Annotated in this window: 18 protein-coding genes and 1 pseudogene; 11 read left to right on the top strand and 8 right to left on the bottom strand. The window is 60.4% G+C overall.

The features are described 5' to 3' along the window. The 10 genes and pseudogenes from OZ411_RS18080 to OZ411_RS18125 all read left to right on the top strand — a co-directional run. Window positions 1-372 (top strand): annotated as a pseudogene (locus OZ411_RS18080) (hypothetical protein); the annotation flags it as partial. Between the two features lie 309 nt (window positions 373-681). Next, window positions 682-1,167, top strand: a complete 486-nt coding sequence (locus OZ411_RS18085) for an adenosine-specific kinase (RefSeq protein WP_282529034.1) — start codon at window positions 682-684, stop codon at window positions 1,165-1,167. Window positions 1,168-2,130: 963 nt separating this feature from the next. Then, window positions 2,131-3,513 carry an ABC transporter substrate-binding protein gene (locus tag OZ411_RS18090; RefSeq protein WP_282529035.1) on the top strand — a complete coding sequence of 461 codons (1,383 nt, stop codon included), beginning with the start codon at window positions 2,131-2,133 and terminating at the stop codon, window positions 3,511-3,513. Between the two features lie 656 nt (window positions 3,514-4,169). Further along, window positions 4,170-6,017, top strand: a complete 1,848-nt coding sequence (locus tag OZ411_RS18095; protein WP_282529036.1) for a hypothetical protein — start codon at window positions 4,170-4,172, stop codon at window positions 6,015-6,017. Further along, on the top strand, window positions 6,014-6,904 hold the full coding sequence (locus OZ411_RS18100; protein ID WP_282529037.1) for a branched-chain amino acid ABC transporter permease: 891 nt from the start codon (window positions 6,014-6,016) through the stop codon (window positions 6,902-6,904). Before OZ411_RS18095 ends, OZ411_RS18100 begins: the two co-directional genes overlap by 4 nt. Before the next feature lie 2 nt (window positions 6,905-6,906). Further along, entirely contained in the window at window positions 6,907-7,911 is a 1,005-nt protein-coding gene (locus OZ411_RS18105; RefSeq protein ID WP_282529038.1) for a branched-chain amino acid ABC transporter permease, read from the top strand. Next, the gene (locus OZ411_RS18110; protein WP_282529039.1) at window positions 7,908-8,681 is read left to right on the top strand and encodes an ABC transporter ATP-binding protein; all 774 of its coding nucleotides are present in this window, start codon (window positions 7,908-7,910) and stop codon (window positions 8,679-8,681) included. Before OZ411_RS18105 ends, OZ411_RS18110 begins: the two co-directional genes overlap by 4 nt. A gap of 2 nt (window positions 8,682-8,683) precedes the next feature. Beyond that, a complete protein-coding gene (locus OZ411_RS18115; RefSeq protein WP_282529040.1) occupies window positions 8,684-9,403 on the top strand; it encodes an ABC transporter ATP-binding protein in 720 nt (239 codons plus the stop codon). A gap of 64 nt (window positions 9,404-9,467) precedes the next feature. Further along, entirely contained in the window at window positions 9,468-10,580 is a 1,113-nt protein-coding gene (locus tag OZ411_RS18120) for a hypothetical protein (protein ID WP_282529041.1), read from the top strand. Between the two features lie 457 nt (window positions 10,581-11,037). After that, window positions 11,038-13,653, top strand: a complete 2,616-nt coding sequence (locus OZ411_RS18125; protein WP_282529042.1) for a hypothetical protein — start codon at window positions 11,038-11,040, stop codon at window positions 13,651-13,653. Window positions 13,654-14,096: 443 nt separating this feature from the next. On the opposite strand, the gene hflK is transcribed toward OZ411_RS18125, so the two are convergent. The 4 genes from hflK to OZ411_RS18145 all read right to left on the bottom strand — a co-directional run bounded on the left by hflK (window position 14,097) and on the right by OZ411_RS18145 (window position 19,616). Beyond that, a complete protein-coding gene (hflK, locus tag OZ411_RS18130; protein WP_282529043.1) occupies window positions 14,097-15,119 on the bottom strand; it encodes an FtsH protease activity modulator HflK in 1,023 nt (340 codons plus the stop codon). Further along, window positions 15,116-16,123, bottom strand: a complete 1,008-nt coding sequence (locus OZ411_RS18135) for a protease modulator HflC (RefSeq protein WP_282529044.1) — start codon at window positions 16,121-16,123, stop codon at window positions 15,116-15,118. Before OZ411_RS18135 ends, hflK begins: the two co-directional genes overlap by 4 nt. Window positions 16,124-16,232: 109 nt before the next feature. Then, complete coding sequence (locus OZ411_RS18140) at window positions 16,233-18,431, bottom strand: SO_0444 family Cu/Zn efflux transporter (protein WP_349017020.1); 2,199 nt, start codon at window positions 18,429-18,431, stop codon at window positions 16,233-16,235. A gap of 138 nt (window positions 18,432-18,569) precedes the next feature. Next, on the bottom strand, window positions 18,570-19,616 hold the full coding sequence (locus OZ411_RS18145; RefSeq protein ID WP_282529046.1) for an acetamidase/formamidase family protein: 1,047 nt from the start codon (window positions 19,614-19,616) through the stop codon (window positions 18,570-18,572). Window positions 19,617-19,817: 201 nt separating this feature from the next. Here OZ411_RS18145 and OZ411_RS18150 point away from each other — a divergent pair, with 201 nt between their 5' ends. Next, the gene (locus tag OZ411_RS18150; RefSeq protein WP_282529047.1) at window positions 19,818-20,639 is read left to right on the top strand and encodes a hypothetical protein; all 822 of its coding nucleotides are present in this window, start codon (window positions 19,818-19,820) and stop codon (window positions 20,637-20,639) included. 407 nt (window positions 20,640-21,046) lie between these two features. Here the strand turns inward: OZ411_RS18150 and OZ411_RS18155 are convergent, their stop codons facing one another. The 4 genes from OZ411_RS18155 to OZ411_RS18170 all read right to left on the bottom strand — a co-directional run bounded on the left by OZ411_RS18155 (window position 21,047) and on the right by OZ411_RS18170 (window position 25,864). Then, on the bottom strand, window positions 21,047-22,402 hold the full coding sequence (locus tag OZ411_RS18155; protein WP_282529048.1) for a site-specific integrase: 1,356 nt from the start codon (window positions 22,400-22,402) through the stop codon (window positions 21,047-21,049). 471 nt (window positions 22,403-22,873) lie between these two features. Beyond that, a complete protein-coding gene (locus OZ411_RS18160) occupies window positions 22,874-23,812 on the bottom strand; it encodes an NAD(P)H-binding protein (RefSeq protein WP_282529049.1) in 939 nt (312 codons plus the stop codon). Window positions 23,813-23,897: 85 nt separating this feature from the next. Beyond that, a complete protein-coding gene (locus OZ411_RS18165) occupies window positions 23,898-24,773 on the bottom strand; it encodes an alpha/beta hydrolase (protein ID WP_282529050.1) in 876 nt (291 codons plus the stop codon). An 80-nt stretch (window positions 24,774-24,853) separates the two neighbouring features. Next, window positions 24,854-25,864 carry a nitrilase-related carbon-nitrogen hydrolase gene (locus OZ411_RS18170; RefSeq protein WP_282529051.1) on the bottom strand — a complete coding sequence of 337 codons (1,011 nt, stop codon included), beginning with the start codon at window positions 25,862-25,864 and terminating at the stop codon, window positions 24,854-24,856. Between the last annotated feature and the right edge of the window lie 3 nt (window positions 25,865-25,867).

Below are 25,867 nucleotides of genomic sequence, written 5' to 3' on the forward strand. Positions count from 1 at the left end.
ATGGCGATGCGATGTGCCCATCACCTCGCCAATGCCGACGACCTCGCCCAGCACGACAGCGCCGCGCGCGCATTGGGCAGGCTCGCCCGCACGTTTCCCGCCCAGATCGAGGCGCTCAACCGCTACCGAAGCCATGGCGAGCCCGCCATCACCGTGCAGAACGTGTCGGTCGGAGACGGCGGCAACGCCATCGTCGGCAACGTCACGCAGCATGCGAGCGTGATCGTTTCCGACAAGAACCGGGCCTCCGCGGCGCGGAAGCTTCTGCCAACGGGCGTGACGGAGAGTTGTCCCGATGTCGAGCCGGCCCGCTTGGGACACGAACGCCCGCGGATGTCAGCTCAGCTTATTCCTGATAGGCAGAGATGGTAAGCCGAACCGTCGACAATCTCGGCCGCTGATGTCCAAGGGCGCTCCCGCCGCTGCAGAACACCTCGGCGAAAACGGACATTCAACGAGGTCCTGGTAGGAGCAACGCCGACGAACTCGCAGTAAGACTGCCGTGATGTTCCGCGCCATCAACGCGGCCGGCGAAGTTGCCCAGGTGTTCGAGACCCCCGAACAAGCCGGAAACGTGGGAGGCAATGCAGTAAGCAGCGAAAACGGCCGCCTATGGCGGCTTGCAATCACCTTCCGGCGGCCTACCATGGAATCTGTAGCTCACCCTGCAGGAGCGAAGCCATGGAACTCACCGTGGTGCCCATCGTCAAGCCGGACGACGTCAATTTCATTTTCGGCCAGTCGCATTTCATCAAGACCGTGGAAGACCTTCACGAGGCGCTGGTGGGCGCGGTTCCGCGCATCCGCTTCGGGCTGGCCTTCTGCGAGGCCTCCGGTAAGCGGCTGGTGCGCTGGTCGGGTAATGACGAAGCCTCACTCGCCCTCGCACGCGACAACGCATTGGCCATCGGCGCCGGCCACACTTTCCTGATCTTCCTGGGCGACGGGTTCTTTCCCGTCAACGTGTTGGCTGCGGTGCGCGCAGTGCCGGAGGTCTGCCGCATTTATTGCGCGACAGCCAACCCGACACAGGTGATCGTCGCGCAAACGGAGCTGGGCCGCGGCGTGCTCGGCGTCGTGGATGGCGCCTCGCCGCTGGGTGTCGAAACTGACGCCGACATCGCGTGGCGGAAAGACCTGCTGCGAAAGATCGGCTACAAGTTGTAATGGCTGGGTGAAGCCGAAACCGACAGGCTTTCCACCTGCAGCCGACACTGCCACTCGTCGAACGCGATGAGGCACGCGCCAGGATCGCGGTGAAGATCGCAGTTCGGCCTGCCCATCCTCTAGGACGGTGACAAGAAAGGCTCGCCTCTCGTGCGACCTCCCGTCAGGATGAGGTCGTGTTTCGTCCAGGTCATTGACGCGCCAGCGATTGATGGCACTGTCCTTCAGCTCGCTTGCTGAACCCAAGCACTCGAATTTCCGAATGGGCCTGCCGCGGAGCTCGGCCGAGGATAGTTCGTCAGGTTCGTGTTGGCTTCCGGGGATGGAATAGCTCTTCGGCGGAATGTTTCGGGTCCTCGATTCGAGAGCGGTCCTTACGATCGTTCTTCTGTGCCTCGAGCTTCTGCAGAAAGCGGAAACGCGGCGATCGGGTCGCATGCCCCGATCGGCCGTGCTTGGTCATGCCGAAACCCTTTTGACCACCATGCGTCAATTTATCACCACCGAACGCTGTTCGGCTCATTTCTTACAGCCAGGAGTCGCTACCAGTACCAAGCTTCATGCGGTTCGCCGAGACCACGAACAGAGAAAGGATAGCCCCGATCGTCAAAAGGCGCGAGGCTGGACGCTCGGTCTGGCGAGAGCAGAATGCTGCAGTGCGGCGCTGGGATGCGCAGCGCTCGAAGGTGGCGGCGAGCGAGAGGTTGCCGTCGGTTCACGGCGTCGCACACAAACGCGGCGGCGCCGACAACGAGCGATGCCGCGGCACCGGTTGGCATATTGCGGCGATAGGTCGGTCGGCGTTGGAGTCATGAAATCGCTGACGCCGAACGCGTCGAACGCCAAGGAGATCAAAGAGCTATGGTTTGACGACATGCAATGGCGTAAAATGTCGCAAGGAGCCCCATCACGGAGCTTGAACGTAGCGAGATCATCTATGTCCTCGATAAAGGAGGATAAACTATGGAGCAAGGAAACGTAGACCGCAGAAGCTTCCTCAATAACCTTGGCGTGAGCGTCGGCGCTGCCGCGGCAGCAACCGCGATGCCGGCGATTACTCCCGCATCGGCGCAAACTCCGGCGGCGCCGAAAGGCAAAATTCCCGATACGCCGCTCAGGCTCGGTCACATGACCTTCTTGACCGGCCCCGCAGCGGTGCTCGGCGAGCCTTCACTCAAGGGCCACCTCCTGGCTGCGGAGGAAATCAACGCCCAGGGCGGCATTCTCGGCAAGCGCAAGATCGAGACGATCACCGCCGACGAGGCAGCTGGCACAGATGCCAACGTGAAGGAGCTTCGCCGGATGAAGCTCTCGGAAAAGATCGACATGTTCACCGGTGTCATATCGAGCGGCAACACCCCGGCGCTCGGTCCGGTCGCCGAGGAGCTTGGCGTGCTAACGATCTTTGTCGACGGCTGCACCGACTTTCTGTGGGACAAGGCGGTGCCGAATCCGAAATACGCGTTCCGCATTACCAACATCCAGTCAGCGGACGGTGTCACCTGCGCAGTGGCGGCGGCGCAGGCCTGGCCGGAGGCAAAGCGGATTGCGCACATCCACCCGGACTACAGCTATGGCCGCAATGCCTTCGACCATTTCAGCCTCGCGTTCGGCAAGCTTGTGCCCGGCACCCAGGTCGTCTCGGAAGGCTGGCCGAAGCTCGGCACCACCGACTTCACCGCTCACATCACCAAGGCGATGTCGTCAAATCCTGACCTGATCGTTTCGTCGGTCTGGGGCGGCGACTATGTGGCGATGTACAAGCAGGCCTTGCGTTACGGCATGTTCAACAGCGCGAAGTTTGCGAGCACGATTGCTTTCGGCGTTGCGCCGCATGCAATCGGCAAGGATCACCCGGAAGGCGTGATCGCCGGCGTGCACGCGAACTATTACTTCACCTTCCCACCGGGAAATCGTTGGCCGGCTAACAGGAGGTTCGTCGAGAAGTACTACAAGCGCTGGAACGAGTATCCGAACTTCCAGTCGGATGGTGCGTATCACACGCTCTATATGTACAAGACCGCAGTCGAGAAGGCGAACAAGCTTACAGGTGGCTGGCCGGAGGAAGAGGCGATCATCAGCCAGCTTGAAGGCATGTATTTCGAGACGGCGGCCGGTGATCTGTATATCCGTCCAGACAATCACCAGGGCTACAAGGACGCGGTGACGGGCTTCAGCAAGCTTGTGCCCGAATATCCGTTCCCAATCCTGGATCCGAATCGGATGGTTACCATTCCGATCCGCAATATCACCGCGCCTCCGCGCTGGCCGAAGCCGGGCGATGGTCACAACGATCCGACCGCCACTTACAATTGGATCAAGGAGACTTGGCCACAGGTCGCTTGAACGTGGCAATCGAGACGATCATGCCTTTTGGTGAAGGCATGGCCGTCTTTGGGATGTGGTCTTGATCGGGCGGCCGCAACTCCACATCGGCGTTATTCGGCCGCAGCGATATCCTGCGGGCGGTGGAGCGGAGCATGTCTCTGCGCGCAGCTTCGCCTTGGGCGCGAACGGCCGGCTTGGTTCTAGGGCTGACGTGCGTGGTTGTCGTTGCGTCAACATCGTTGCTGGCCGACCACGAGATATCTTATTTTCCCTCGTTTTATCCGCATGAAATCCGCATCGAGCCGCTCGATCCGGAACGAGCGGCTCGCGAGTTCGTCAACAAGATCGATCCGCTTCACGTTTATGTGGGCGCCGCACCGCGCTTTTCCGGCCAGATTCCCGAGCACCTCAAGTCGGTCGAGTCACTCAAGTCGCTGATCACCGTCAGCGTCAATCCGCAATCATCGCTGCTTCAGGGCGGCCGCGAGGCGCGCTGCCACGCTCTCGATGAGGCCGCCGCGGCGCTGGCGGCACCACCTGACGTCGTTATGCATCCGTATCCGATCACGCCCTATCACGCCGATTATCTCGGCCATGCAGATCGACTGCCTCCAGGCAAGGCCACGCGCACGCCAACCGGTGCGCCCGCGCCGACATTTCGCGCCGACGCCGATGTGTCCCTGCTCTCGCCGCAGGCTCGCGTCCAGGCAACCAGCTGGGATGTGAGTCTCGATGAGACTTCGGTGAACGCCTTGCTCATCGAAGCAGGGATCAACTTCAATGAATGGTCTGCACCGCCCTGGACCAAAGAAGGATGGTTCCAAGCCTACCAGTTGCTTCGTCCGGCCCTCAGTCAGGCGAACGACCGAGAGCAGGCGGACGGGATTTACGAGCGCCTCACCCATAACGAGTTCAGGGATCGCACTGAACAGATCAACCTCGAGCGCGAGTTGCTGGCAGCATTGCTCGGCAGTTGCGAGCGCGCCGTGGTCGGCTATCGGCTGCGGCGGGAATTCTATACTGACGACTTTTCCAACGGCATTGAAAACATCGCCGTGGATTCGCAGCTCGGTTTGAATTCGGCTATTTTCCTGAGGACCGTGAAGCTTAAGGATTTCCTCTGGAATGGCACGCTGCGCATTGGGATCGATCCGCGCCCGACCGCAGCCTGGAATCCAATCGCCGGCTTTAACGATGCGGCTGGCCGTCTGGCATGGTCGACCGTCGGAGACAACGCCTTCCTGCCCATTCCCTATAATAGCCGGTGGGTCCAGAACCGCGCCGAAATTCGCACTACGGACGAATCCGGTATCAAGCGGTCGGTTCGCGTTCCCGACGATGCGCTGATGCCGGAGACCATGACCGGCAGGTTTGGCCAGGTCGGGCCGAGCCATGGCGCGATGACTAAAGTGCTGTATCGCCTGTCGGCCTCGAATTTCAGCGACGCCTCGGTCATGGAGGCGGCCGATTTACTTTACCCGTACGCGCTGGCGTTCCGCTGGGGCGCCGGCGGGCAGAATGCGGGGGCCCACGATCCGGAGATCGCTGCTGCGACGCGGCTGATACGCGAGCGGCTGCGCGGCTTGAAACTCCTCAGGGTAGAGGAAACCTCGCGGTCGGTCGCTGATCAGACCTTCACCTATCGCAGCCCGATTATCGAGATTTATCTCGATAACCTCGCATTCGACGAACAGGAGAACGCCCTCATCGCTCCGCCCTGGAGTTCGGTGCCCTGGCACGTGCTTGCGCTGATGGAGGCGGCGGTCGAGCGCGGCATCGCAGCCTTCTCGCGCGGCGAAGCGGAGCGGCGCCACCTGCCGTGGCTCGACCTCGTCCGCGATCCAGCGCAATTGAAGACATTCCGCGCCCTGATCAAGGAATTTGCGCAGACCGGCTACCGGCCGGCAGCGCTCGAGTCGCTGGTCGGCCCGGAGACGGCGAAGGCCCGTTGGCAGCTTCTCGACCAGTTCGTTGAAGCCAACGGTCATTTGCTGGTGACCAACGGACCCTACCGGCTGAAGGCCTGGTCGCCCGACGCGTTCGTTTTCGAGGTTGTACGGGAATTCAGCTATCCCGTCGGTCTCGGTACGTTCAACGGCTTTGCCTATCCGGCACGCGCGCTCATCACCGGAATGGAGCGCGCCGGTGATCTCGTGCTGGTGAGCGCCGACGCCGAATTCGCCGTCAAGCAGCAACGTGACCATCGCCTCGTCCGTGCGATGCTGCAGCCCGACACGCTGCGCGGAACACTGCAGCCTATTCGGCCGGAATCACGTTACGTCGTCATTGGCCAGGACCGCCGGGTGGCTGCAGCCGGAAGCCTGGTGCGGCAACCGGACAACCGCTTTGCGGCATTGCTGTCGACCACCCTTCAGTCCGGAGTCCATACGTTGTTCGCGGCGATCTTTCTCGACGGGAATACGATCAATCCAGCAATCGAACGCATTGAGCTCCGCAATGACGGGACAATTGGCAAGGCCGGGCGAGCCGGGGACGCAAAGGACGAGGAGAGAAGGCCGTGACGATCTTCGTCATCCAGATCCTCAACTCGTTTTTCTACGCGGCAGTCCTGTTCCTTATCGCCGCCGGCCTAAGTCTCATTTACGGCGTCATGCGCATCGTGAACCTGGCGCATGGGGCGCTCTATGCGCTCGGTGCCTATGTCTCCGCCTGGATTGTCGGGAGTGCTGTCGGACACGCGCTGGAAGGAAATCTCGGCCTGGCCGGAATGCTCCTTCTCCTTCCGATCGGTGCGATTGCCGTCGGTGCCGTCGGCGCGCTGATCGAACCTACCCTGCTGCGCCCGCTCTATCAGCGATCCGAGGAATACCACCTGCTGGTTACATTCGGCCTGCTCATGATCCTCGAAGATGTCATCAAGCTCCTGTTCGGCCGCACGCCACTGTCGGCCGGCGCGATCATGGACCAGATGGGCAGTATCCCCGTTGGTCGCCTGATGTATCCCGCCTACAATCTGTTCGTCGTCGCGGTCGGGATTGCCGCCGCAATCGGATTGTGGGCGTTCATCTACCGCACCAAGTTTGGGATCATCCTGCGTGCTACCTCGCAGGACCGACGCATGGCCGCGGCGCTCGGTATTAATGTCAGTCGCGTCTATGTCCAGGCCTTCGCCATCGGCTGCTTCATGGCCGGCCTTGGCGGCGCGGTGGTGGTACCAGCGCAGGCGGCGGTCCTTGGCCTGGGTATCGAGGTGCTTATTCTGGCCTTCGTGGTCGTCGTGATCGGTGGGCTCGGGAGCTTGCAAGGGGCCCTCGTCGGCGCGTTGATCGTCAGCTTCGTGCGCACCGCCGGCATTCAGTTCTTCCCCGAGATTGAACTCGCGGTCCTATACCTGATTGCGGCCGCCGTCCTCCTCGTCCGTCCCACCGGTATGTTTGGAAGGGCATGACGATGGAGAGGACAGCAGCCACTGGCACCTCGATTTGGCGAATCGCCATCGGCGCCGCAATCGCTCTCGTGATCCTTGCGGTCCTGCCGCAGCTCGTCGATCCCTATCAAACGGTACTGCTGACCTACGGTCTGATCATGGCCATTGCCGCACTCGGCTTCAATCTGCTGCTCGGCTACACCGGCCTTTTGTCATTCGGCCATTCCGCCTATTTCGGCGCCGGCGCCTATTTGGTGGCCTCCATCATGCGAGATCTCGGCGCGCACTCCATGGAGCTGTGCATCGTCGGCGGGATGCTCGGCACGGCGATCATTGCTGCAGTTTTCGGATTCGTCTGCGTGCGGCACACACGCATTTTCTTCGGTATCCTGACGCTTGCGTTGTCGCAGGTTCTCTGGAGCCTTGCGTTCAAGTTCTTCTGGGTGACGGGCGGCACCGACGGCATTCGGGTCCCCTATGCCAATCTGACGTTGCTCGGCGGCCTAGTCAATTTCAAGGGAGCGGGCTCATTCCAGCGTTTCATCTATGCTTACTATTACTATGTGCTTGCGCTGTTTGCCGTCTCCACGATCGTCATGTGGGTGATTGCGCATTCACCGTTCGGCAAGGCGCTCCAGGCGATTCGTGACAACGAAACACGAGCGCGGTTCGTCGGCATCTCTGTACGGCGCTATCGCTGGATCGCTTTCATGATTTCCGGGACCTTTACGGGACTTGCCGGGATTCTGTGGGTTCCGCTCAACGGTCTCACCACGCCCGACATTCTCTATTGGCCATTCTCCGGCGAGATCGTGTTCATGACCGTGCTGGGCGGATTCCGCTCCTTCACCGGCCCGATCGTCGGCGCGATAGCGTTCAACTACCTCAAGACCTATGCGATCGCCAGCACGGAATATTGGCAGCTTCTGCTTGGCGTGGTGCTTGTCATTCTGGTCATGGCGCTACCCGCCGGCATCGTCGGAACGGCCATGCGGCTCGCCGCAAAGCTCGGGAGATCGACGAAATGATCCTCCTGGAGACGGTCAATCTGAAGAAATATTTCGGCGACACGCACGCTGTCGACAATGTCAACCTGACCATCGCCGACGGCGAGTTCATTTCTGTGGTCGGCCCCAATGGGGCCGGAAAGACCTCGCTTTGCAACGTCATCAGCGCCCTTCTCGTTCCCGACTCCGGGAAAATCATCTTCAAGGGTCGCGACGTGACCCATTCATCGGTGATCGAGCGAGTGAAGGCCGGCATCGCGCGCAGCTTCCAGCTGGTCAACCTGTTCGACGATCTCACATCCTTCGACAACGTCGCACTCGCGATCTTTTCGCGCGACGGCAAGATCCGGAACATGGCGGCGCTCGCCGACCGCGACCACGAGGTAGCCATCGAGGCCGACACGATCCTCGATCAATTCGGACTCGCGAGCAAGCGCAACGAACCCGCGCGGGGTCTCGCGCAAGGTGAACGTAAATTGCTGGACGTCGCGCTCGCTTACGCGCTCCGGCCGAAGCTCTTGTTTCTCGATGAGCCGACGAGCGGGGTGAGCACGCGCGAGAAGGATAAAATAATGGACATCATTGCTTCGGTCGTGCGTGGCGAAGGCATCACCGCCGCAATCATCGAACACGATATGGATGTTGTCTTCAAGTATTCCAATCGAATCGTCGTGATGCACCAGGGCGCGATCCTCGCCCAGGGCACGCCAGACGCGATCAGAAACAATCACGAGGTTGCGATGATCCTGCTCGGCGCCTCGGGGCCGGACGCATTTTCACGAAAGGAATGATCGTGCTGGAGGTCAAGGCGATCCACACCTACCGCGGCCCCGCTCACATCCTCAACGGCGTTTCGCTGCGCGTGGACAGACAGGAAGTCGTGTGCCTGATCGGTCGTAACGGTGCTGGCAAGACAACGACGATCGAGAGCATCATGGGCTTCCTGCCGCTGCAGGCAGGCCAAATCGTATTTGGCGACGAGGACCTGACCAGACTCGCACCGCATGAACGCGCCAAACGCGGAATCGGCTACTCGCCGGAGGATTGCGGCGTTTTCCCGGAACTTTCCGTCGACGACAATTTGATGATCAGCCGCTGGCTCGGGGATGAAGTGTCGCGCCGGCGAGACGGAGTTGTGCGTCCAGACCCGCAGACGGAGGCCTTCGGTGTCTTTCCCGAGGTTCAGGATCTGCTGCAGCGCCAGGGCATGCATCTGAGCGGCGGTCAACGCAAAATGGTCGCGATCGCACGCGCGATGATGTTGTCGCCGTCCCTTCTGCTGCTTGACGAGGCATTCGAAGGGCTGGCGCCGGTCGTGGTCAATCGGTTCACGGAAGCCGTCATGAAGATCAAGACGATGGGCGTCTCCATCCTGTTGGCGGAATCGCATCTCGCTGCCGCGTCCCGTATCGGTGACCGGCTCTATGTGATCGATCGAGGCGAAATCATTTTTCACGGTTTGCCAAAGGAAGCGCGCACCGATGAGAGGGTGATGAAAGCTTTACGTGGATGAAGCGCGTCGTCGCGCGCAATTGTGGGATTGCATCATGAGGCGCTACCTGACGCTCGGATTGCTATTGTCGGCCCTGGTCATGACCGGAGCAGTGCGCGGCGGTCACGAATTGCCGGTCTATCCATCCTATTATCCGCACGAGATCGAGATCAGGACCGTCGCTCGCGATACCGCGGAGCGCCTGCTGCAGCAATCCAAGATCCACGCCTATCTGGGAAACGACCTCCAACTTTCGGGCTCTGCACCGGATCTGATCGCTGCAGTGGAATCACTGGGCTCCCTAGTGACTGCCCGCATCAACCCACAATCGTCATATGCGAGAGCGGATGCGACCGCCTGCGCAGTCATGCGTGCCGTCGCCCGAAAAATCATCTCGAACGATCCGGATGTGATCCTGCACCCCTATCCGATCACACCGCTGCATGGCGATTATTTGTACCATGTCGATCTCGCCGAAACGGCGAAGAGCCGCCTGCTCTCCGACCCCCAGGTTGAGCCAGCAATCCGGGATCTGAAGATGAAGGCGGCTGATGCTTCCGCGAAACGCCTGCTCGGCGCCGAGCAAGTGGAGCTGGGATTGGATTGGGACATTGAAATCAAGCAAACGAGCTTCCCGGAACTCTTGGCCTCGGCAATGACCGTGATCAACGGCTGGCTGGTCCCGCCAGCGGCTAGGAGCGGATGGTATCAGGCCTATCTCGTTCTGCACGACGCAACTGATATCGGCACAAGAGAGCGCGTGGAAGCTGACCTACAACGGATTCAATCCGGCGATTTCGACGACCCAATCGATCGCATCAATCTGGAGCGAGCGGTCGTAAGCGCGCTCGTCAGCGACTGCCGCCAACTCGTCATCGGCTACACGCTCAAGCGCGAATACTTCAATACCGAATTCTCGGCCGGGATTGAGAACATCGCTTTCGATTCCCTTACGGGCCTCAACTCAGCGATCTTCCTCCGCACGGTAAAGCTGAAGGACTTTCCCTGGAATGGTTGGCTCAGTCTCGGAATCGATGCACAGCCGACATCCGCATGGAACCCCATCACAGGCTTTTCCGACAAATTCGGACGACTGATGTGGTCCTCTGTCGGAGACCCCGCTCTGTTGCCGTCGCCTTACAACGAGACCTGGATGGCGAATCGGGTCTCGGAGATCCAGGCCACCCCACCGCGATGAGGAATTACTGCGATGCCTTGCAGCGCACCGTTTCGCGCATGTCTCGTCGGCACGGTGCTCGCCTGGGCGACCAGAGCGACAATCGTCGGAGCCAGCGCCGCAGAGCTCACATTCGACTTCCGCATCGAGCGTGGGCGGGTAACGGAGAGCGCACAGGTGGTCCGGGTCAAGCAAGGCGATGTAGTCAGACTGCGATGGAGCACGGATCGGCCAATCGTCCTGCATCTACACGGCTATGACATTGAACGAAAGGTCGAGCCCGGCACCGTTGGTCTGATGGAATTCGCCGCGAAAACAACCGGACGGTTTCCGGTGGAAGTCCATGGGTCTGCTGGGCCCGGCGGCCACTCACATGGGGAAACTCCACTTGTGCGTATCGAGATCTATCCGTAACCAGATGCGCCGACAGCGCTTGATAGCGACGCGATGCTGGCTGTTCGCGACCGCGACTTTACTGATGAACGTCGCACCGGCCGGCGCGCATGGCTTCGGCCAGCGTTATGATCTCCCCCTTCCGTTATCACTTTATCTCTTCGGTGGTGCGACTGCGGTTGCGCTCTCCTTCGTGGTGGTCGGCCTGTTTGTACGCCGCACGCCGCGGGCACACGCCTATTCGCGCGTCGATTTGTTCGACTACCGGCTCGGAAAAGCCATCGCGGCGTTGGGTATTCCACTCAAACTAATCGCTCTCGTCCTGTTTGCCGCGATGCTGGCGGCGGGCTTTTTCGGCGATCAGAATCCTTACCGAAACCTCGCGCCCACGCTCGTCTGGATCATAGTCTGGATCGGCCTCGCCTATATTTCGGCTTTCGTCGGAAATATCTGGCCGGTCATCAATCCATGGCGGACCGTCTTCGACGGCACGGAGATGGCATACAGGCGCGCTTGCGGCTGCAAGCTCGCGCTCAACAAACCGTATCCCCCCGCACTCGGTGTGTGGCCCGCTGTGCTCTTGCTGCTGGCGTTCTCATGGACCGAGCTCGTCTATCCGACGCCCGCTGTGCCCTCACATATAGTCTCCTTCGCACTTGGTTATTCCGTACTGACCTGGGCCGGCATGCTCGTCTTCGGCAGCCAGATCTGGCTGCGGCACGGCGAGCTCTTCACCGTCGTGTTCAGCACATTCGCCCGTTTCGCGCCAACGGACATATGCACCGCCCAGGCGAAACCTCAATTATTGCTGCGACCATTTGGAGCAGGGTTGATCGGTCGTGAACAGGCTTCGCCATCGATGATGGCACTGGTGCTGCTGCTTCTGTCGAGCGTTCTTTACGACGGCCTGATTGCGACTCCAGAATGGTCGGTCGCGGAAGCCGCTCTCATGGCGCGTTTGTCCGATGTAGCCGAGCTCGGCCCGGTAGCGCTACGTAGCATCGGCCTGGTTGGGTTCTGGCTCCTGTTCGTGTCGGCCTATTTGATAGTGAGCGCCATCATGAGCGCGATGACGGAGTGGCAACTTTCACCACGGCAGATCGCCCAGAACTTCGCGCTCACGCTGATCCCGATCGCGCTCGGCTACCACCTGGCGCATTACCTCGTATACTTCCTAATTCAGGGGCAATACATCATTCCGTTGCTTTCCGATCCCTTCGGCAACGGCTGGAACCTGTTCGGAACCGCGAGTTATCGGCCCAACATTGCGATCGTGGGCGCCCGCTTCGCCTGGTACTCGGCGGTCGTGGCCGTTCTTCTCGGACATATCGCGGCAGTTTATCTCGCGCATGCCCGGGCGATGCACACATTTGCCCCGCACAAGCTCGCGTTGGCCTCGCAGATCCCGCTCACCGCGCTCATGGTGGTCTATACCTTCGTCAGTCTGTCGATCCTAGCCGAGCCGATCGTCGAGCGCAGTAGGCCATCCGCGCAGCCATCAGCGGTGGCGGGAAATGTGATTGTGATACCCGCGGACGCGGTACTGCCTGATCTCGACAGCGGCCGCCTCCAACCCATCGGGCCCGACAAATTCGCCAGGACAAAATTGGTCTATCGTCTGCTCGGCTCCGCGTTCCACGACGGGACGAAGATGACGACTGCCGATCTGCTCTACACCTATATCTTTGCATATAGCTGGGGCATTCGTAGCGACGGCCGCGAGACGCATTACGATCCATCACTCGATACTGCGACCGCGCCGATACGCCGCCAGCTGGCGGGATTGCGCATCGCGGGCAGCGAAACTGCATCCAAATCCTTCAGGGTCGGCGACGTCGATTTCCTCCGTGAGGTGTTCACGATCGAGGTCTATACGACCAGCGCACCGGCGAGCCCGGAGCGAGAGGCAGTCCCGGCGCCGCCCTGGAGCACGCTGCCCTGGCATCTCCTCGTTCTGATGGAAGAAGCGGTCGACCGAAACTGGGCGGCCTTTTCGGAGACAGAAGCCGTTCGCCGCGGCGTCGAATGGCTGGACCTCGTCCGCTCGCAAGCACTTAACGCGCGGTTGTTGGCCTTGATCGAGAGCTTCGAGCGTGAAGGCTACCGACCCGAAGCGTTGCGCCCGCTCGTCGGCGTTGATGAGGCACGCAGGCGGTGGGCAGCGCTCTCTGCATTCTACAGGGCCAACGGCCATTTTCTGGTGACCAACGGGCCCTATCAGCTCAAGAGCTGGTCGCATGACAGCGTCGTGCTGTCTGCGTTCCGGGACTTGAGCTACCCGCTGGGCGTGGGCTCCTATGATTCTTACGCGATCCCGCGTCGCGGATTCATCACTGCGGTGGACTCGACGGTTGATGGCGTCCGCTTGTCGGGCGACATCGAAATGATCGACAAGTTTCAGCGCAGGTATCGCATTAAGCGTGTACCGCTTTCGTCCATACCGCCGGATGTTCTGAAACGAATGCCCGCGGAATGCCGGATCGTGGTCGTCGACGATCAGAAGCGTGTGGTACTCGCCGGCGCTACCCCTCTTAGCGAGAGCTCCTCGTTCCAATTCGATTTCAAGAATCGGTTGCCGGCTGGCCGCTACACGATGTTTGCGGTTGTGACGCTCAACGGCAATGTCATGAATGCCGATATTCGCCAAATACCGATCGTCGTTTCCTCCGATCGAAAACGCGAAGAATCCCGGTCCAAGTAAGCGCCTCTTGGAACTGGTCGTTGCTCGACGAACACCGCTGCCCGACCTGCCCGATCAGAGACGAGATTAAGCTGTTGCGGGCTTTCATCTTACTTCCGAGCACACCGTCGCGCCTAAACTGATTGCCGCGCTACCATTGAGCGAGCGAGATCATGGAAAATCGTTGGACATCCTACCAAATCGTACGTTTGGTAGCGGCTCCCCGCCCACGCTGCAAGGATTCTTGTTCTCAAGCTCAGCCGGTGGCGCGCGGCAAAACGCAAGTTTGGATCCACCTCTGGTAACTGAGGTCTGCTCTTCGGCGGCAAGTATGTCTCTCCTGCCCTCTCGAGTGAATTCAACTTGCCCGCCGCGCTCGCCGACTGGCGCGAGCTGGCATCCTCAGGACTGTCGAACTGGTAGGTGAAGGCCTCCACTGGAACGGGGGTTGATTGAAGCTGTGATTACGGGCCGGTCACCCTTAGATGGAGTGGCACGCGTCCCTTATCCGAGTCGATAATATAGAGCTGCAGCTTGGGCAAAATCTTCTCGATGGCTTCCAGGTACAATCGTGTCCTGGTGACATCAGGTGCCTTTTCATACTCCTTCTGCAACGCCAAAAAACGGCTTGTCTCGCCGACGGCGTCGACGACGCGCTGTTGCTTGTAGGCCTCCGCCTCGCTCAGCCGCGTGCGAGCCTCGCCCCGTGCTTTGGGAATGAGGTTGCCTGCGTAAGCGCGGGCTTCGTTGATCACCTTCTCACGGTCGGCCATGGCGTTCGCGACGTCCTGGAACGCCTCGACAACCGATCGGTCGAGAGTCACTGCCATAATGCTCGCAGACACGATGCGAATGCCGCTGCGGCGACGGTCCAGGAGTTCCTGCGTCTCGGCTTTGACGCGTTCCTGCACGGCGACCCGCCCTCTTGTCAGTACCTCGTCTATGGGCATGCCAATGACCGTCTCGGTCAGCACCCCCTCGGCGACGGCCTCAACGTAGGCCGGTGCTTCCTCGATCTCAAAAAGGAATTTCGCCGGATCGCGGATGACGTATTGCAGAACAAGAGCAGCATTGACGATATTGGTGTCCCCAGTCAGCAACTCCATGCCGGAGGGCGCTGCCGATTCCCCGGCGGGTATCGCAAATCCCACGCCGACTTTCTGCACGCTAGTCGTCTTGACAACATCCAGGCGATCAACGGGCCAAGGCAAGCGGTAGTGTATGCCGGGGCCGACCTCGGCCTCGAAGGCACCGAAACGACGCAGCACCGCGCGCTCGTCTGCTCCGATGACATAGATGCCCGAGGCCAGATGGGCTCCCAACAAGAGACCGAGGATGGCGAGGATCCAATAGCGATGGCGACGCCAAGCGAGGCGCGATAGTCCGGGATGCGACCGCGGTTCTATTCGGTGCGTGAGATCTTCTGCGGCATGATTTGCTTCTCGCCGCGTGTCGCCAAAGCGGGCCTGATCGGACGCGAGCGTCATCGGATCTCCTCCTCGCGTTTCTTGTTCTGCAGAAGACCGGCGCCGCTTGAAAGTTCTCCGGGCGCCGGAGGGGACGGTCCAACTTGGCTCGGTTGTTTGTCGAAGTGCAGCATCCGCAGAGCGTCGGTGTCTGCGGGAAGGAAGATAGTCGTCTTGTCATCCAGCAACTTGTCGTAGGCGCGCAAGGTCCGAAGGAATTGGTAGAATCCCGGATCCTGGCTGAAGGCGGCAGCGTAGGTCCGCGAAGCCTCGGCATCAGCATCGGCCTTGATGCGCTCGGCCTGTCCGGCAGCATCGGAGTCGATGCGGCTCTTCTCGTGGTCGGCCTCGGCGACGATCCGCTTCGCCTCCAGCTCACCCGCCGAGCGGTTCTCCTTGGCGATCTTGGCCCGCTCAGCCTTCATGCGTTCGAAGATGTGCTCCCGGTTCAGCTCCGGAGGGTAGAGACGGCGAACATCGACGCTGACGACGTCGATCCCGTAAGTCGTTCGCGCGAAATCGGTGACGCGGCGAACGACTTCCGACGCCACGGCCAGATAGTTTCGTTTTGCCGGGTCGGTGGAGATGAGAACGGATGCCGGATACTGGCCCATGACGGCGCCGATCTCCGCCAGGATGACATCGGAGAGACGCTGCTCGGCCGCAGCCGGGGTCGCGAGCGCGGCGAGAAAGCGTTCCGGGTCGGCGATCCGCCAGGTCACGAGGCTGTCGACGCCGAGGTTCTTCTTGTCAATCGTCAGAAATTCGGAAGGCGCCGGGCGAAAGAACAGGATCCGTTTGTCCAGCCGCACGACACGGTCAAATGGCGCAACGACGTGGAGGCCGGGCTCGGCAAGGACACGGAGCACACGGCCAAAGCGGGTGACAAGTCCATATTCGGTGACGTCCAGGGCGACGAACGAAGCAACAAGAGCCCAGACCGTGAGCACCGCCGCCAGCGCCGGCAAGGTGCGCCGGAGCACGACGTTCGATCGTTTATTCGCCGTGGTGGATTGTTCCGCCATTCTCACCTGCCGACGCGTTCAGATCCAATCCGTTTAATGGGCTTCGTCATCTCGCCCCCACTTGATCCGCCTACTTGCTACTTCCTTGATCCTCGCCAAGCTGGCCTCGCTACTTGCTTTGGCCCGGACCGATGGGCTGCAGGAGCCAGATGTCCATGTCTTTCACGTCGCCGGCACCGGGCCGCACAAACTTCCGCATACCCGGCAGAACGTCTTCGAGCGTTTCAAGCTGCAACCGGAATTTAGTAAGCGCAGGGGCGCGGTTGTAAGCTTCGAGCCGGAGCGCGAAGGCGTCCGCGCCGGCCTGCGCGCCAGCGATCCGCTGCTCCTTGAAGGCCAGTGCCCCCTCGGTCATCGCCGCGGCTTCGCCCTTTGCCTGGTTGATCTTCTCCACTGCGAAGACGTTCGCCAGGTTGATCGTGCGCAGCTTGTCTTCCAGGGCGCTGGCGACGTCCCTAAAGGCGTTGTGGACCTCCTCCGGCGGGTGGTCATAGAGCAGGCTGACGGCAATCACCTCGATTCCGGCCTGGTAGCGGTCCAGCATCGACTGGGCGGCCTCGCGTGTCTCGCGTTCGATCTCCGCGCGCGCTGTGGTGTAGACCGCATCGATGGGGCGGGTCGCGATCGCGCTTCGCAGCGCTGCCAGGACCGTGCTGCGCACGAGTGCCTCCGGCTCGGCGAGATTGTAGGCGAACGCCAGCGCATCCTTGATCCTGTACTGGGCCGTAGACCTCAGGTCTATGAGGTTGGCATCACCCGTGGGCAGGAAGGAGTCGCCGGGCGCCGTCTCCTTCTGGAACCAGACCCCGCTCGCCGCCTGCTGCGGCAATGTAAACGATCCAAAGGCCGGCCGACCGCGAAGCTGCGCACGCGTCGCCTCCTCCCGGGACAGCTCCCGTGGAAGTCCGAACTCGAGTCGCCGCGCCAGATTCTGCGCAATGAGCTGGTGCTTCTCGAACGGCCAGGGCAATCTGAAGTGCAGCCCAGGTTCAAGATCAGATGCCAGGATTCGGCCGAACCGCAGTCTGATGCCGATCTCGCCGGGCCCGACTGTGAAGAAGCCGCTCCCGAGCCAGAGGACCGCCGCACCGGCTGCGGCTGCGAACCCCAGACCGCGCGGGGTAACAGCGATTCCGGTGAGCTGCGCGGCTCGGTCGCGGAGCCAGATCCATTCGTTTGGGACGTGCGTCCGGAACATGCTGAGGATCAGCAGGCCGGTGAGCAGCACGGCGCCAGCTTCCTTGACGGGGTCCGGCACGAATCCGGCGGCCGTTCCGAATGTCAGGCGTGGATCGAGCCCCCAGGCGTGGTAAATCGCATTGAGGGCGAAACCCGCAGCGAGCGTCATGATCGCGACCGCGACCAGATAGGGAGCCACTGCATAGCGGCCCAGGATCTTCAGCAGCACGACGAGGCTGCCGATATTCGTGGCCGGGCCGGCTAGAAGGAAAACGAGAACGGCGCCAGGGCTCAAGCCTTTGAGAGCCAGCGCGGCCGCCATGGGCGTCGAGCAGGAAGCGCAAGTGTAAAGAGGAATGCTCAGGAGGAGCATCAGCACCATCGAGGCGATTCCGCTGCCCCACACCCCCTCAAACAGCTGCGCTGGAATTGCAAAGGCGACAACACCGGACAGGACGATACCCAGAGCGAGCCACCAGCTCACGTCGTCGAGCAGCTCGACGAAACCGTAACGGATGATGCGCCTTGTCGTGTCAAAGATGGTCCTGCCGGCGCCGCGGTCCGGCGGCGAATTCGTCTCCTGGACATGGTCGTCGTAGTGGTCGTGACTGTGCGCGTGATCGTGTCCTGTGGGGTCGCATGCGTGCTGACATTGCTCGTCGGCTGCGGCCGGAGTTTTGGCTACCTCCAGCGGCGGCTCGGTCACGCGCGGGACGCCGAACAGATTCGTGGCGAGCCCGGCGGCAATCGCGGTTGCCACGCCGGCGATAGGGCGGAACACGGTCATGACCGGGTCAGTCAGCGCGTAGGTCAGGCTGATGCTGTCGACGCCCGTTTCCGGCGTCGCTACGAGGAACGCGACGGTGGCGCCGGGAGTCGCTCCCTGCTTGCGCAACCCGAGCGCTGTTGGCAGGACGCCGCAGGAGCATAAGGGAATCGGCGCGCCGACCACCGATCCCCAGAGCACGGACTTGATCTTCCCAGTCCCGACCAGCCGGGTCAGCAGCCGGCCGGGCACGAGGATTCCGAGCGTCCCGGCCAGCAGGAAGCCGAAGAGGAGAAAGACCGAAGCCTCTTCGAGGATTTCCCAGGTTTGCCGAAGGACGCCGAATAGAAAGTCGATCATCATGGTCCCCCGTTCGGGGCTGCCTGGAGCCAATGCTTCGGTCCCGACCGCCTGAAGACGCGAACCGGTACACACTCCGCTCGAAAACCCTCTAGCGCCGCGGCGACGCCTTGCCAGACGCCGCCGGCGACGCGCGTCGCGTTAGCGCGGCAGATACTTCTTGTTCAATGCGCAGGCCACGGAGAACTGCGGGTCGACGACGTTCGCGATGTAAAGATGAGCCGCCTGACCAAGCATTTGAACGGCATCGTACCGCTCAAAGCCGTAGTCGCTCATAAGCCAGTCGACCATATCGACGCAGGCGAGCCGCAGGGCATCGATCAGAGGCCGCGTGCTGCCGATCGACATGATCTCATTGTCATTGATCAGGCGCGGCCAGTTGATTTTCTTGCCCTTGATCAGGTTGACCGTGAACCTGACGTTGAACGGTGTCTCGATCGCAGCACCGTGGATCTCCCCATCGCCCTGGGCGGAGTGCCCATCGCCCAGCATGAACAACGCGCCCGGCTCGAAAACCGGGAATTGCATGGTGACCCCTGCAACGACCTCGTTGAAGTCCATATTCGCGCCATGCGGCCCGGGGATCAGCGAGCTGATGCACTCCTTCCCTGCCGGGGCCGTGCCGATGGTGCCGAAGAACGGCCTGAGCGGTACCTCGGCTTTGCCGATCTTGCTGTTCGGCATGTCCAGAATGGCGACCTTGCGGTTCTTGTCGAGACGCCAGATGAACAGACGGTCGGGGGCAGCCGGCGTCACCATCGCAGTCTTGTATTCCGGCGCGAGCAGCCCGAAGTTCGGAATTGAAGCACCCCATCCCCAATCGCGGTTGGGTTCGATGCTGTCGATATGGACCTCCAGCGTGTCACCGGGCTCGGCGCCTTCGATGTAAAACGGACCGGTCTGCGGATTGACCTTGGTGAGGTCCAACTTTGCCATCACCGTCTTGTCGGAGACGGAGAACGCATCGTTGGAAGCGTCACGCGTGTTCGTGATAACCGAGTCCCCGGACCTGATGCGCATGCCCGGCGGGTGGGAATGGCAGTAGGTAAAATAAACCTTGTCGCCTGGATCGTACCTCACTTCGGCCGCTACGGCCGGCCGGGCGAGCGAAAGCCCGGCGATCGACAACAGCAACGCGGCCGGCAGCAGCCGCAACGTCTCTCTCGGTGCTCCATAATTGGCAGGCATGTTCGTTACCTCCCTCGGATCATTTGGCTGCATTTCGTGTGCACTCTCGCTCGATCCTTTGCATCCTGGTTATCTCATGTTTGTTCCCTCCTCTGGAATCCCATCTACTTTCTGGGCAAATCCCCGCGGATGCCATCGCTCCCCGGAGCACCGCCGTTGAAATAGTTGCTGTCCAAGAGCACGCCGAACAGCGGGGAATTGTTGCTCGATCAACTCTCATCCGTTGGCCACGACAAGCTTCCCTCTGTACTGATAGGCGAGCCGGTCCGCGAGGCAACCGCGGCCGGGGCTGGCGCTTTGTTGGCTACTCGCGAGGGTAAGCGCGAAGCCTATCTGGTCCTCGATATCGGCGCCGGCACCACCGATGTCGCTGGCTTCTATTGCGTGAACAACCCGAACAATGACCGCATGCGCGTGTTCGAAGTCTCCTCGGCCGCGGACGCGAAAAATGTGGCGGGAAATACACTCGATAATGCGCTCCAGCGCTTTGTGCTTGATCGAAGCGGGCTGTCACTCGATTCAGCTGAAGCCCGATTGGCGGGACATGCCTTGCGGCGGCAGGTCCGGAATTACAAGGAACAGCTGTTTAGAACTGGAAAAGTTGTTGTCGAACTCACGACGGATCAACTCGTCGAAGTGAACCTCGATCAATTTCTCTCTTACGGACCAGTCGTGCAGTTCGACAAGCTCATCACTGAAATGGTCGGCCGCTCCGCGGTGGCCCTCGCTGGCGACTCGGGGCGAGTGAAGCTGGTTGCAACAGGCGGCGGTGCGGCATTGCCGATTGTTCGGAAACTAGGCGAAGATGGGGTTCAGCACGGAAGTAAGCAGGTTGTCTTTTCGGTGGTAGACGCGATGTCGGATGATCTCAGAGAAACTCACCCGGACCTCATCGATCCTTATCCGCAGATCGCGGTCGCGCTGGGCGGTTCGCTGCCCAACCTTCCTGAACAGAGATCGAGCATTCCGACAGGTATTAGCACTCCGCCGAAGCTGACATTATCCCCGATTTATAAGTCGTAAGCGGGACTTGGGACCTGCCCCGGAAGCGTTTACGACGTCAGTGCGACGATTGATTGCTGATCGTCCCAGATGTATCGATGAGACATCCCTCTGTCGAAACTTCGATCGGCCGAATCTGGGAAATCAATAGTTACGTCGGATCTGGTAGCGGGAGCGACTCGAACCCGGTACGTTCCCGGCAAGATTGCATTATTTCGGTGCAAATTCTCGAACACCAATGTTGGTATCACCGTTTTTTGGATTTGAAAAAACTACGAACAATCAACAGCACGGCGAGCGAGTTTAACGCCGGCCAGGCTAACGTGCGCGAACCGCGACAGAAAAATAGGCTCGTTGACTAGCTTCCTCCATTCAGCACCCCTGGTGCCTGTCAGTCGTCCGTTCCGGCTGAACTTGCACCGGTGGCTTCAGGCCGCGAGACACTGTTCTTGCTCGGTTTCGAAGGAGTCACCGACGGCCTTGCGGAGGAAGCGAGCAAGCGCCGCCTTCCGAGAATCGCGATCAAGGGCGTAAGCGGTCTGTTTGAATTCAACGCCATTGAGAAGGCCTTGGATGTAACCCGAAATCGTGTCGGCAGCCATGATCAGCGCTGTGTCGAGTGTGTGGATATATTTGCTCGTGACCGACCCTTTGGCGTGACCGACCAGGGCAGCGATCGTGACCTCGGTGAACCCAAGATCGTTTGCAATGCTTGCGAAGCTATGCCGCAATACGTGAGGTGTAATGTCAGAGAGTTGCGTATTGCGGAAGATCTTTTCCCAATGATTGGGGAAGCTGCCAAATGCATTGTCGTCCCCCTGCCCCGGGAAAACGTAAGTGCCAGCGTCGGCGCTCCACCGATTTTCTAGATATTCCACTACAGGCAGCCCGATGGCTCGAGTTGAGGCGCCCTCCTTACTATCTGCCAGACGCAGACAGCTTGCTTCCATATCTGCTTCGATCCACCGAAGCTTAATCATTTCGGAGCGGCGACATCCTGTGAGAGCAATTTGGCGGATGATATCGCTCGTGATTTGGTATCTCTCGTCCTCGGCCGCCCTGCGCAAAATTCCACCAAGAATGCGATACTCTGCTTCGGTCAGACGACGGTTACGGACCCTGTCCTTCGGCTTGCGAATGCCGTGCGCTGGGTTTGTCTCGATGATGCCGGCGTCGACAGCATAGGTGAGGATTCCTCCGAGGAGGCCGACGGTCCGCGTGGCAGTACCGACTCCTCCCCGCACGATCGCCTTGCCGCGCAGTTTCTTGGTCTTAACACTAGCGCGGGTTTTCCCCGCCATGATGTCCTTCAAGACCTTGTTGATGTCAGCCTTAACAAGGTCTTTTACGCGCCTAGTGCCGATCAGCGGGACAATATGACGGTTAATGCGGCCAGTGTCAGTTACGATGGTTGACGCTTTTTTCGGGCGCCCACCTTTTCCGAGTATAAGACCCGCCTTTAGGTCAGTGAAATAGAGATCGCACAACTCCTTGACGGTGATTGCCTTGTGATCGAGCTGCCGCTCCTCGGCCGGATTGTCACCTTGGGCAACCCGCCCCAACTGAATCTTCGCCTCTTTCCTTGCGAGCTCCGGCGTCCAGACGCCGTGCTGCCCGATAGTGTAGCGACGCGAACGCCCGACCGAACGATACTGGATCAGGTAGCTACGTTTGCCGGAATTGAATACCCGGAGACCAAAGCCGGGCAGTTCATCATCCCAAATGACGTAGTCTTTTTCCCGAGCTTCCGCGGCGTCCACGATCCGCTTACTGAGCTTTGTCATCGAATTTCTCCGACTTGAAGCCCGTCTTCCGCGTAAGCACCACGTAAGCAGGTGGAGGGAAATCGGGGCGCAGAGCAGGGTAGGAGCTGCGGGCCACCGACTCCAGTTTTCATAATGATATTAGTATGATAGCGAAGCATTGAATGCCCTATCGCGGATTTGCGTAGGACAGGTTAAATTGCTCCGAAGGCAAAGGTCACACGTTCGAATCGTGTCGGGTGCGCCACTTTTCCTTTATCTTACAGAGCGATACGCGCGTCTGAGCCGAAATTCCGCTTCGGTCTCATTCGAACGAGTAAGCAATCTCTGAAAAAGTCGTTGTCGACTGCAGATGCACTGCGTTCAGGATGAAGGAGCTTCCCCCGAGGGCCATCTTGTCAGGTCGTGACTTGAAGTGAATGCCGGTATCGGTGGTTGCGTGCCCCCGCAACCACGCTCCTTTGCGAAGCCGTACCCTTTCTACGATGCCGTTTATTCAGCCGCGCTCGAAGGCGCGACCGGTGCGAACGCATGCGCGCTCTTCTGCACGAACTCCCGAACGCTCATCGGGGGTATGCCGGTCAGTCGTTCGACGTCATTGCTGAACCGATCGTACCGATTGCCCCGATGGAGTTGGGCCATCGTTACGACGTGCGAGACAACATGAGGCGGCATCCCGAATGCGGCAAGTTGCTCCTTCATCATCTCGGGCGGGAGGTCAACGTACGTGATCGTGCGGCCAAGCGCGGCCGAGAACTCGCGTGCAACCGCATGCATGTCCTGCGAAACCGGGCCGGTCAGATGGTAAGTCTGGCCGATATGCTCTGTGGGATCACTCAAAATCTGGGCGATCACCCGAGCGACATCGAACGCAGCGATGGCCGAGTTCTTGCCGTTCCCAAATGGCGCCATGATTTCGTCCTGCATGGAGACGGTTTTCGCGGTTTGAAGGAATAGCCCCTCCATGAAGGCCGTTGGTCGTACTTCCACCACTGGCAGCCCGGACCAGGACAATATCTGCTCCGCCAACCAATGCTGCTTTTGCTGTGGGCTGGGGGTCGTGTTGACGATGTCCATCTCGTTGACGGTCATCTGGGAGAGATTGACGAACGCCTTGACGCCGTGGTGCTTCGCGACGACGGCGACGTTGACAGCCGCCTCGAGATAGGTCGGTGCGACCGACATTGCGAAGCAGAGACGTTCGCACCCTTCGATCGCCCGATGTACCGCCGTAAGATCAAGCAGATCGCCAACCACGACTTCTGCACCGAGCGCACGCAACCTTGTGGCCCGCTCGTCGTCCACACGAGCCTGCGCCCGTACCTGGAACCCACGGGCGAGAAGCAGCTCCGTCACGGAGCGCCCCACCGAGCCGATCCGTCCAGCCGCGCCGGTCACGAGAATCGGGAGTTCATGTTGTGCCTTGCTCATCTTTCGCCTCACTCAGAGTGAATATGCTTTGCCGCGCGATGTATCCGCTTTGCGACCGGTCGATCGGCAAGAGGACTTCGCCCCCTCATCCTTTGAGGAAGGCCAGCAGATCTGCATTCACCTGGTCGGCGTGGGTGACGCACATGCCATGAGGAGCGCCTGCATATTCCTTCAGGCTCGCGTTTGGCAGGATCTTCACCGAACGCCGGGAGGCGATGTCGATAGGAACGATCTGATCGTCGTTGCCCTGCAGCAGCAGGGTTGGGATCGTCATCTTCTTGAGATCATCAGTGAAATCGGTCTCGGAGATGGCCTTGATGCAATCGTACTCGCCTTGCAGGCTCCCCATCATGCCCTGAAGCCAGAAGGAGTCGATCTGGCCCTGCGAAACCCTCGCGTTAGGACGGTTGTAGCCAAAGAACGGCATCGCCAGTTCTTTGAAGAACCCTGCCCGATCGGCAACCAGGCTCGAGCGCAGGCCGTCGAAGACGCTCATCGGCGCACTGTTGGGGTTGGTGGGCGTCTGCGCCATATGCGGAGGCACCGCGGAAATCAGGACTGCTTTCGAGACACGCGATGTACCATGGCGGCCGACATAGCGCGCGACCTCGCCTCCACCGGTCGAATGGCCGATCATCGTCGCGCCCTTGACGTCGAGCACCTCAAGCAGAGAGGCGAGATCGTCGGCATAGGTATCCATGTCGTTGCCGGTCCACGTCTGATCAGACCGGCCATGGCTGCGTCGATCATGGGCAATAACGCGGTAGCCGTGGTTCGCCAGGAACAGCATCTGGGCGTCCCAAGCGTCGGCGGTGAGCGGCCAGCCATGAGAGAAGGTCACGACCGGACCGGTGCCCCAGTCCTTGTAGTAGATCTTCGCGCCGTCTTTCATTGTTGCGGTCGTCATGAGCTTTGATCCTTTTTGAGCGGGTTGGTGGGCTGGCGGCCCGGCGACCTTCATCGCGTCTGCAAGCCCTGCTTTTGGGAGGCCGAGCGCGACGACGAGACCGCCGCCAGTGAGAAGCAGATGCCGGCGTGAGGTCATGAAATTGCTGCCATCACCGGACGCGAGCCGACTTCTTCCAGCCGATCGGCCGGGTCGAGGGATTTCAGCGCTGGATGCGCGTTGCGCTCAAGCACATGGGACTTTGGCGTGCGGTCGATCAGGAGGCTGAGCAGTTCCGGGCGACTGTAGTGACCGCGCGAGTCCATCAAACGCTTGCGCTTGTCGATGGCCCAGAAATCGAGATCGGCGATGACCTCGCCTTCGCCGGATCTCAGCGGCGCGCCCATTAGCTCGCCTTCTGGAGATACGATTGCGGTAAAGCAGCCGCTGGAGATTGGCTCGATCCTGCTGCCGGTGTCCTTCATGATCCGAGCTTGTTGCTCGGCATCCAGCCAGGCTGTCGCACAGACCACGAAACATCCGGCCTCCAGCGCGTGCTGGCGGATATTGACCGAGATCTGCTCGGAGAAGCCGTCTCCGGCGAACGAGCCGGGATACATAGCCGAGTGAATCTGTTCGCCGTCGGCCATCAAGGCGTAACGGGCGAGCGGGTTGTAGTGCTCCCAGCACGCCAGTTGACCGATGCGCCCCACGGCGCTGTCGACACAGCGCAGCCCGGAGCCATCGCCCTGACCCCAGACCATGCGTTCATGATAGGTTGGGGAAATCTTGCGACGGTGCTGGATGAGCGTGCCGTCAGCATCAAACAGAAGTTGCGCGTTATAGATCGTGCCGCCATCGCGCTCGTTGACGCCGATAGAGACGACCATGCCAGCTTGCTTGGCGGCCTCGCCGATGGCCCTGGTCGCGTCAGACGGCACGGTCACCGCCTGATCGAGTAACTTGTAGTGCTCCGCGCCCATCAGGTACGGCGCTTCGACGAAAGAAATATACGGGTAGTAAGGAATGACGGTTTCCGGAAAGGTCGCGAACTGGACGCCCCGGCGCCCAAGCTCGATGACTTTCTTGACCACTTTGCCAACAGTGCCTTCCCGGCTGTAGAGAACGGGACTGATCTGCACGGCGGCGGCTTTGACAACAGGCATCGT

The organism is Bradyrhizobium sp. Arg237L (assembly GCF_029990105.1).
GTDB lineage: Bacteria > Pseudomonadota > Alphaproteobacteria > Rhizobiales > Xanthobacteraceae > Bradyrhizobium.

Bases quoted from the DNA above. Each gene is read 5' to 3' on its own strand.
- OZ411_RS18085 (WP_282529034.1), top strand. From the start codon at position 682: ATGGAACTCACCGTGGTGCCCATCGTCAAGCCGGACGACGTCAATTTC.
- OZ411_RS18090 (WP_282529035.1), top strand. From the start codon at position 2,131: ATGGAGCAAGGAAACGTAGACCGCAGAAGCTTCCTCAATAACCTTGGC.
- OZ411_RS18105 (WP_282529038.1), top strand. From the start codon at position 6,907: ATGGAGAGGACAGCAGCCACTGGCACCTCGATTTGGCGAATCGCCATC.
- OZ411_RS18110 (WP_282529039.1), top strand. From the start codon at position 7,908: ATGATCCTCCTGGAGACGGTCAATCTGAAGAAATATTTCGGCGACACG.
- OZ411_RS18125 (WP_282529042.1), top strand. From the start codon at position 11,038: ATGAACGTCGCACCGGCCGGCGCGCATGGCTTCGGCCAGCGTTATGAT.
- hflK (WP_282529043.1), bottom strand. From the start codon at position 15,119: ATGACGCTCGCGTCCGATCAGGCCCGCTTTGGCGACACGCGGCGAGAA.
- OZ411_RS18135 (WP_282529044.1), bottom strand. From the start codon at position 16,123: ATGGCGGAACAATCCACCACGGCGAATAAACGATCGAACGTCGTGCTC.
- OZ411_RS18140 (WP_349017020.1), bottom strand. From the start codon at position 18,431: ATGATGATCGACTTTCTATTCGGCGTCCTTCGGCAAACCTGGGAAATC.
- OZ411_RS18145 (WP_282529046.1), bottom strand. From the start codon at position 19,616: ATGCCTGCCAATTATGGAGCACCGAGAGAGACGTTGCGGCTGCTGCCG.
- OZ411_RS18155 (WP_282529048.1), bottom strand. From the start codon at position 22,402: ATGACAAAGCTCAGTAAGCGGATCGTGGACGCCGCGGAAGCTCGGGAA.
- OZ411_RS18160 (WP_282529049.1), bottom strand. From the start codon at position 23,812: ATGAGCAAGGCACAACATGAACTCCCGATTCTCGTGACCGGCGCGGCT.
- OZ411_RS18165 (WP_282529050.1), bottom strand. From the start codon at position 24,773: ATGAAGGTCGCCGGGCCGCCAGCCCACCAACCCGCTCAAAAAGGATCA.
- OZ411_RS18170 (WP_282529051.1), bottom strand. From the start codon at position 25,864: ATGCCTGTTGTCAAAGCCGCCGCCGTGCAGATCAGTCCCGTTCTCTAC.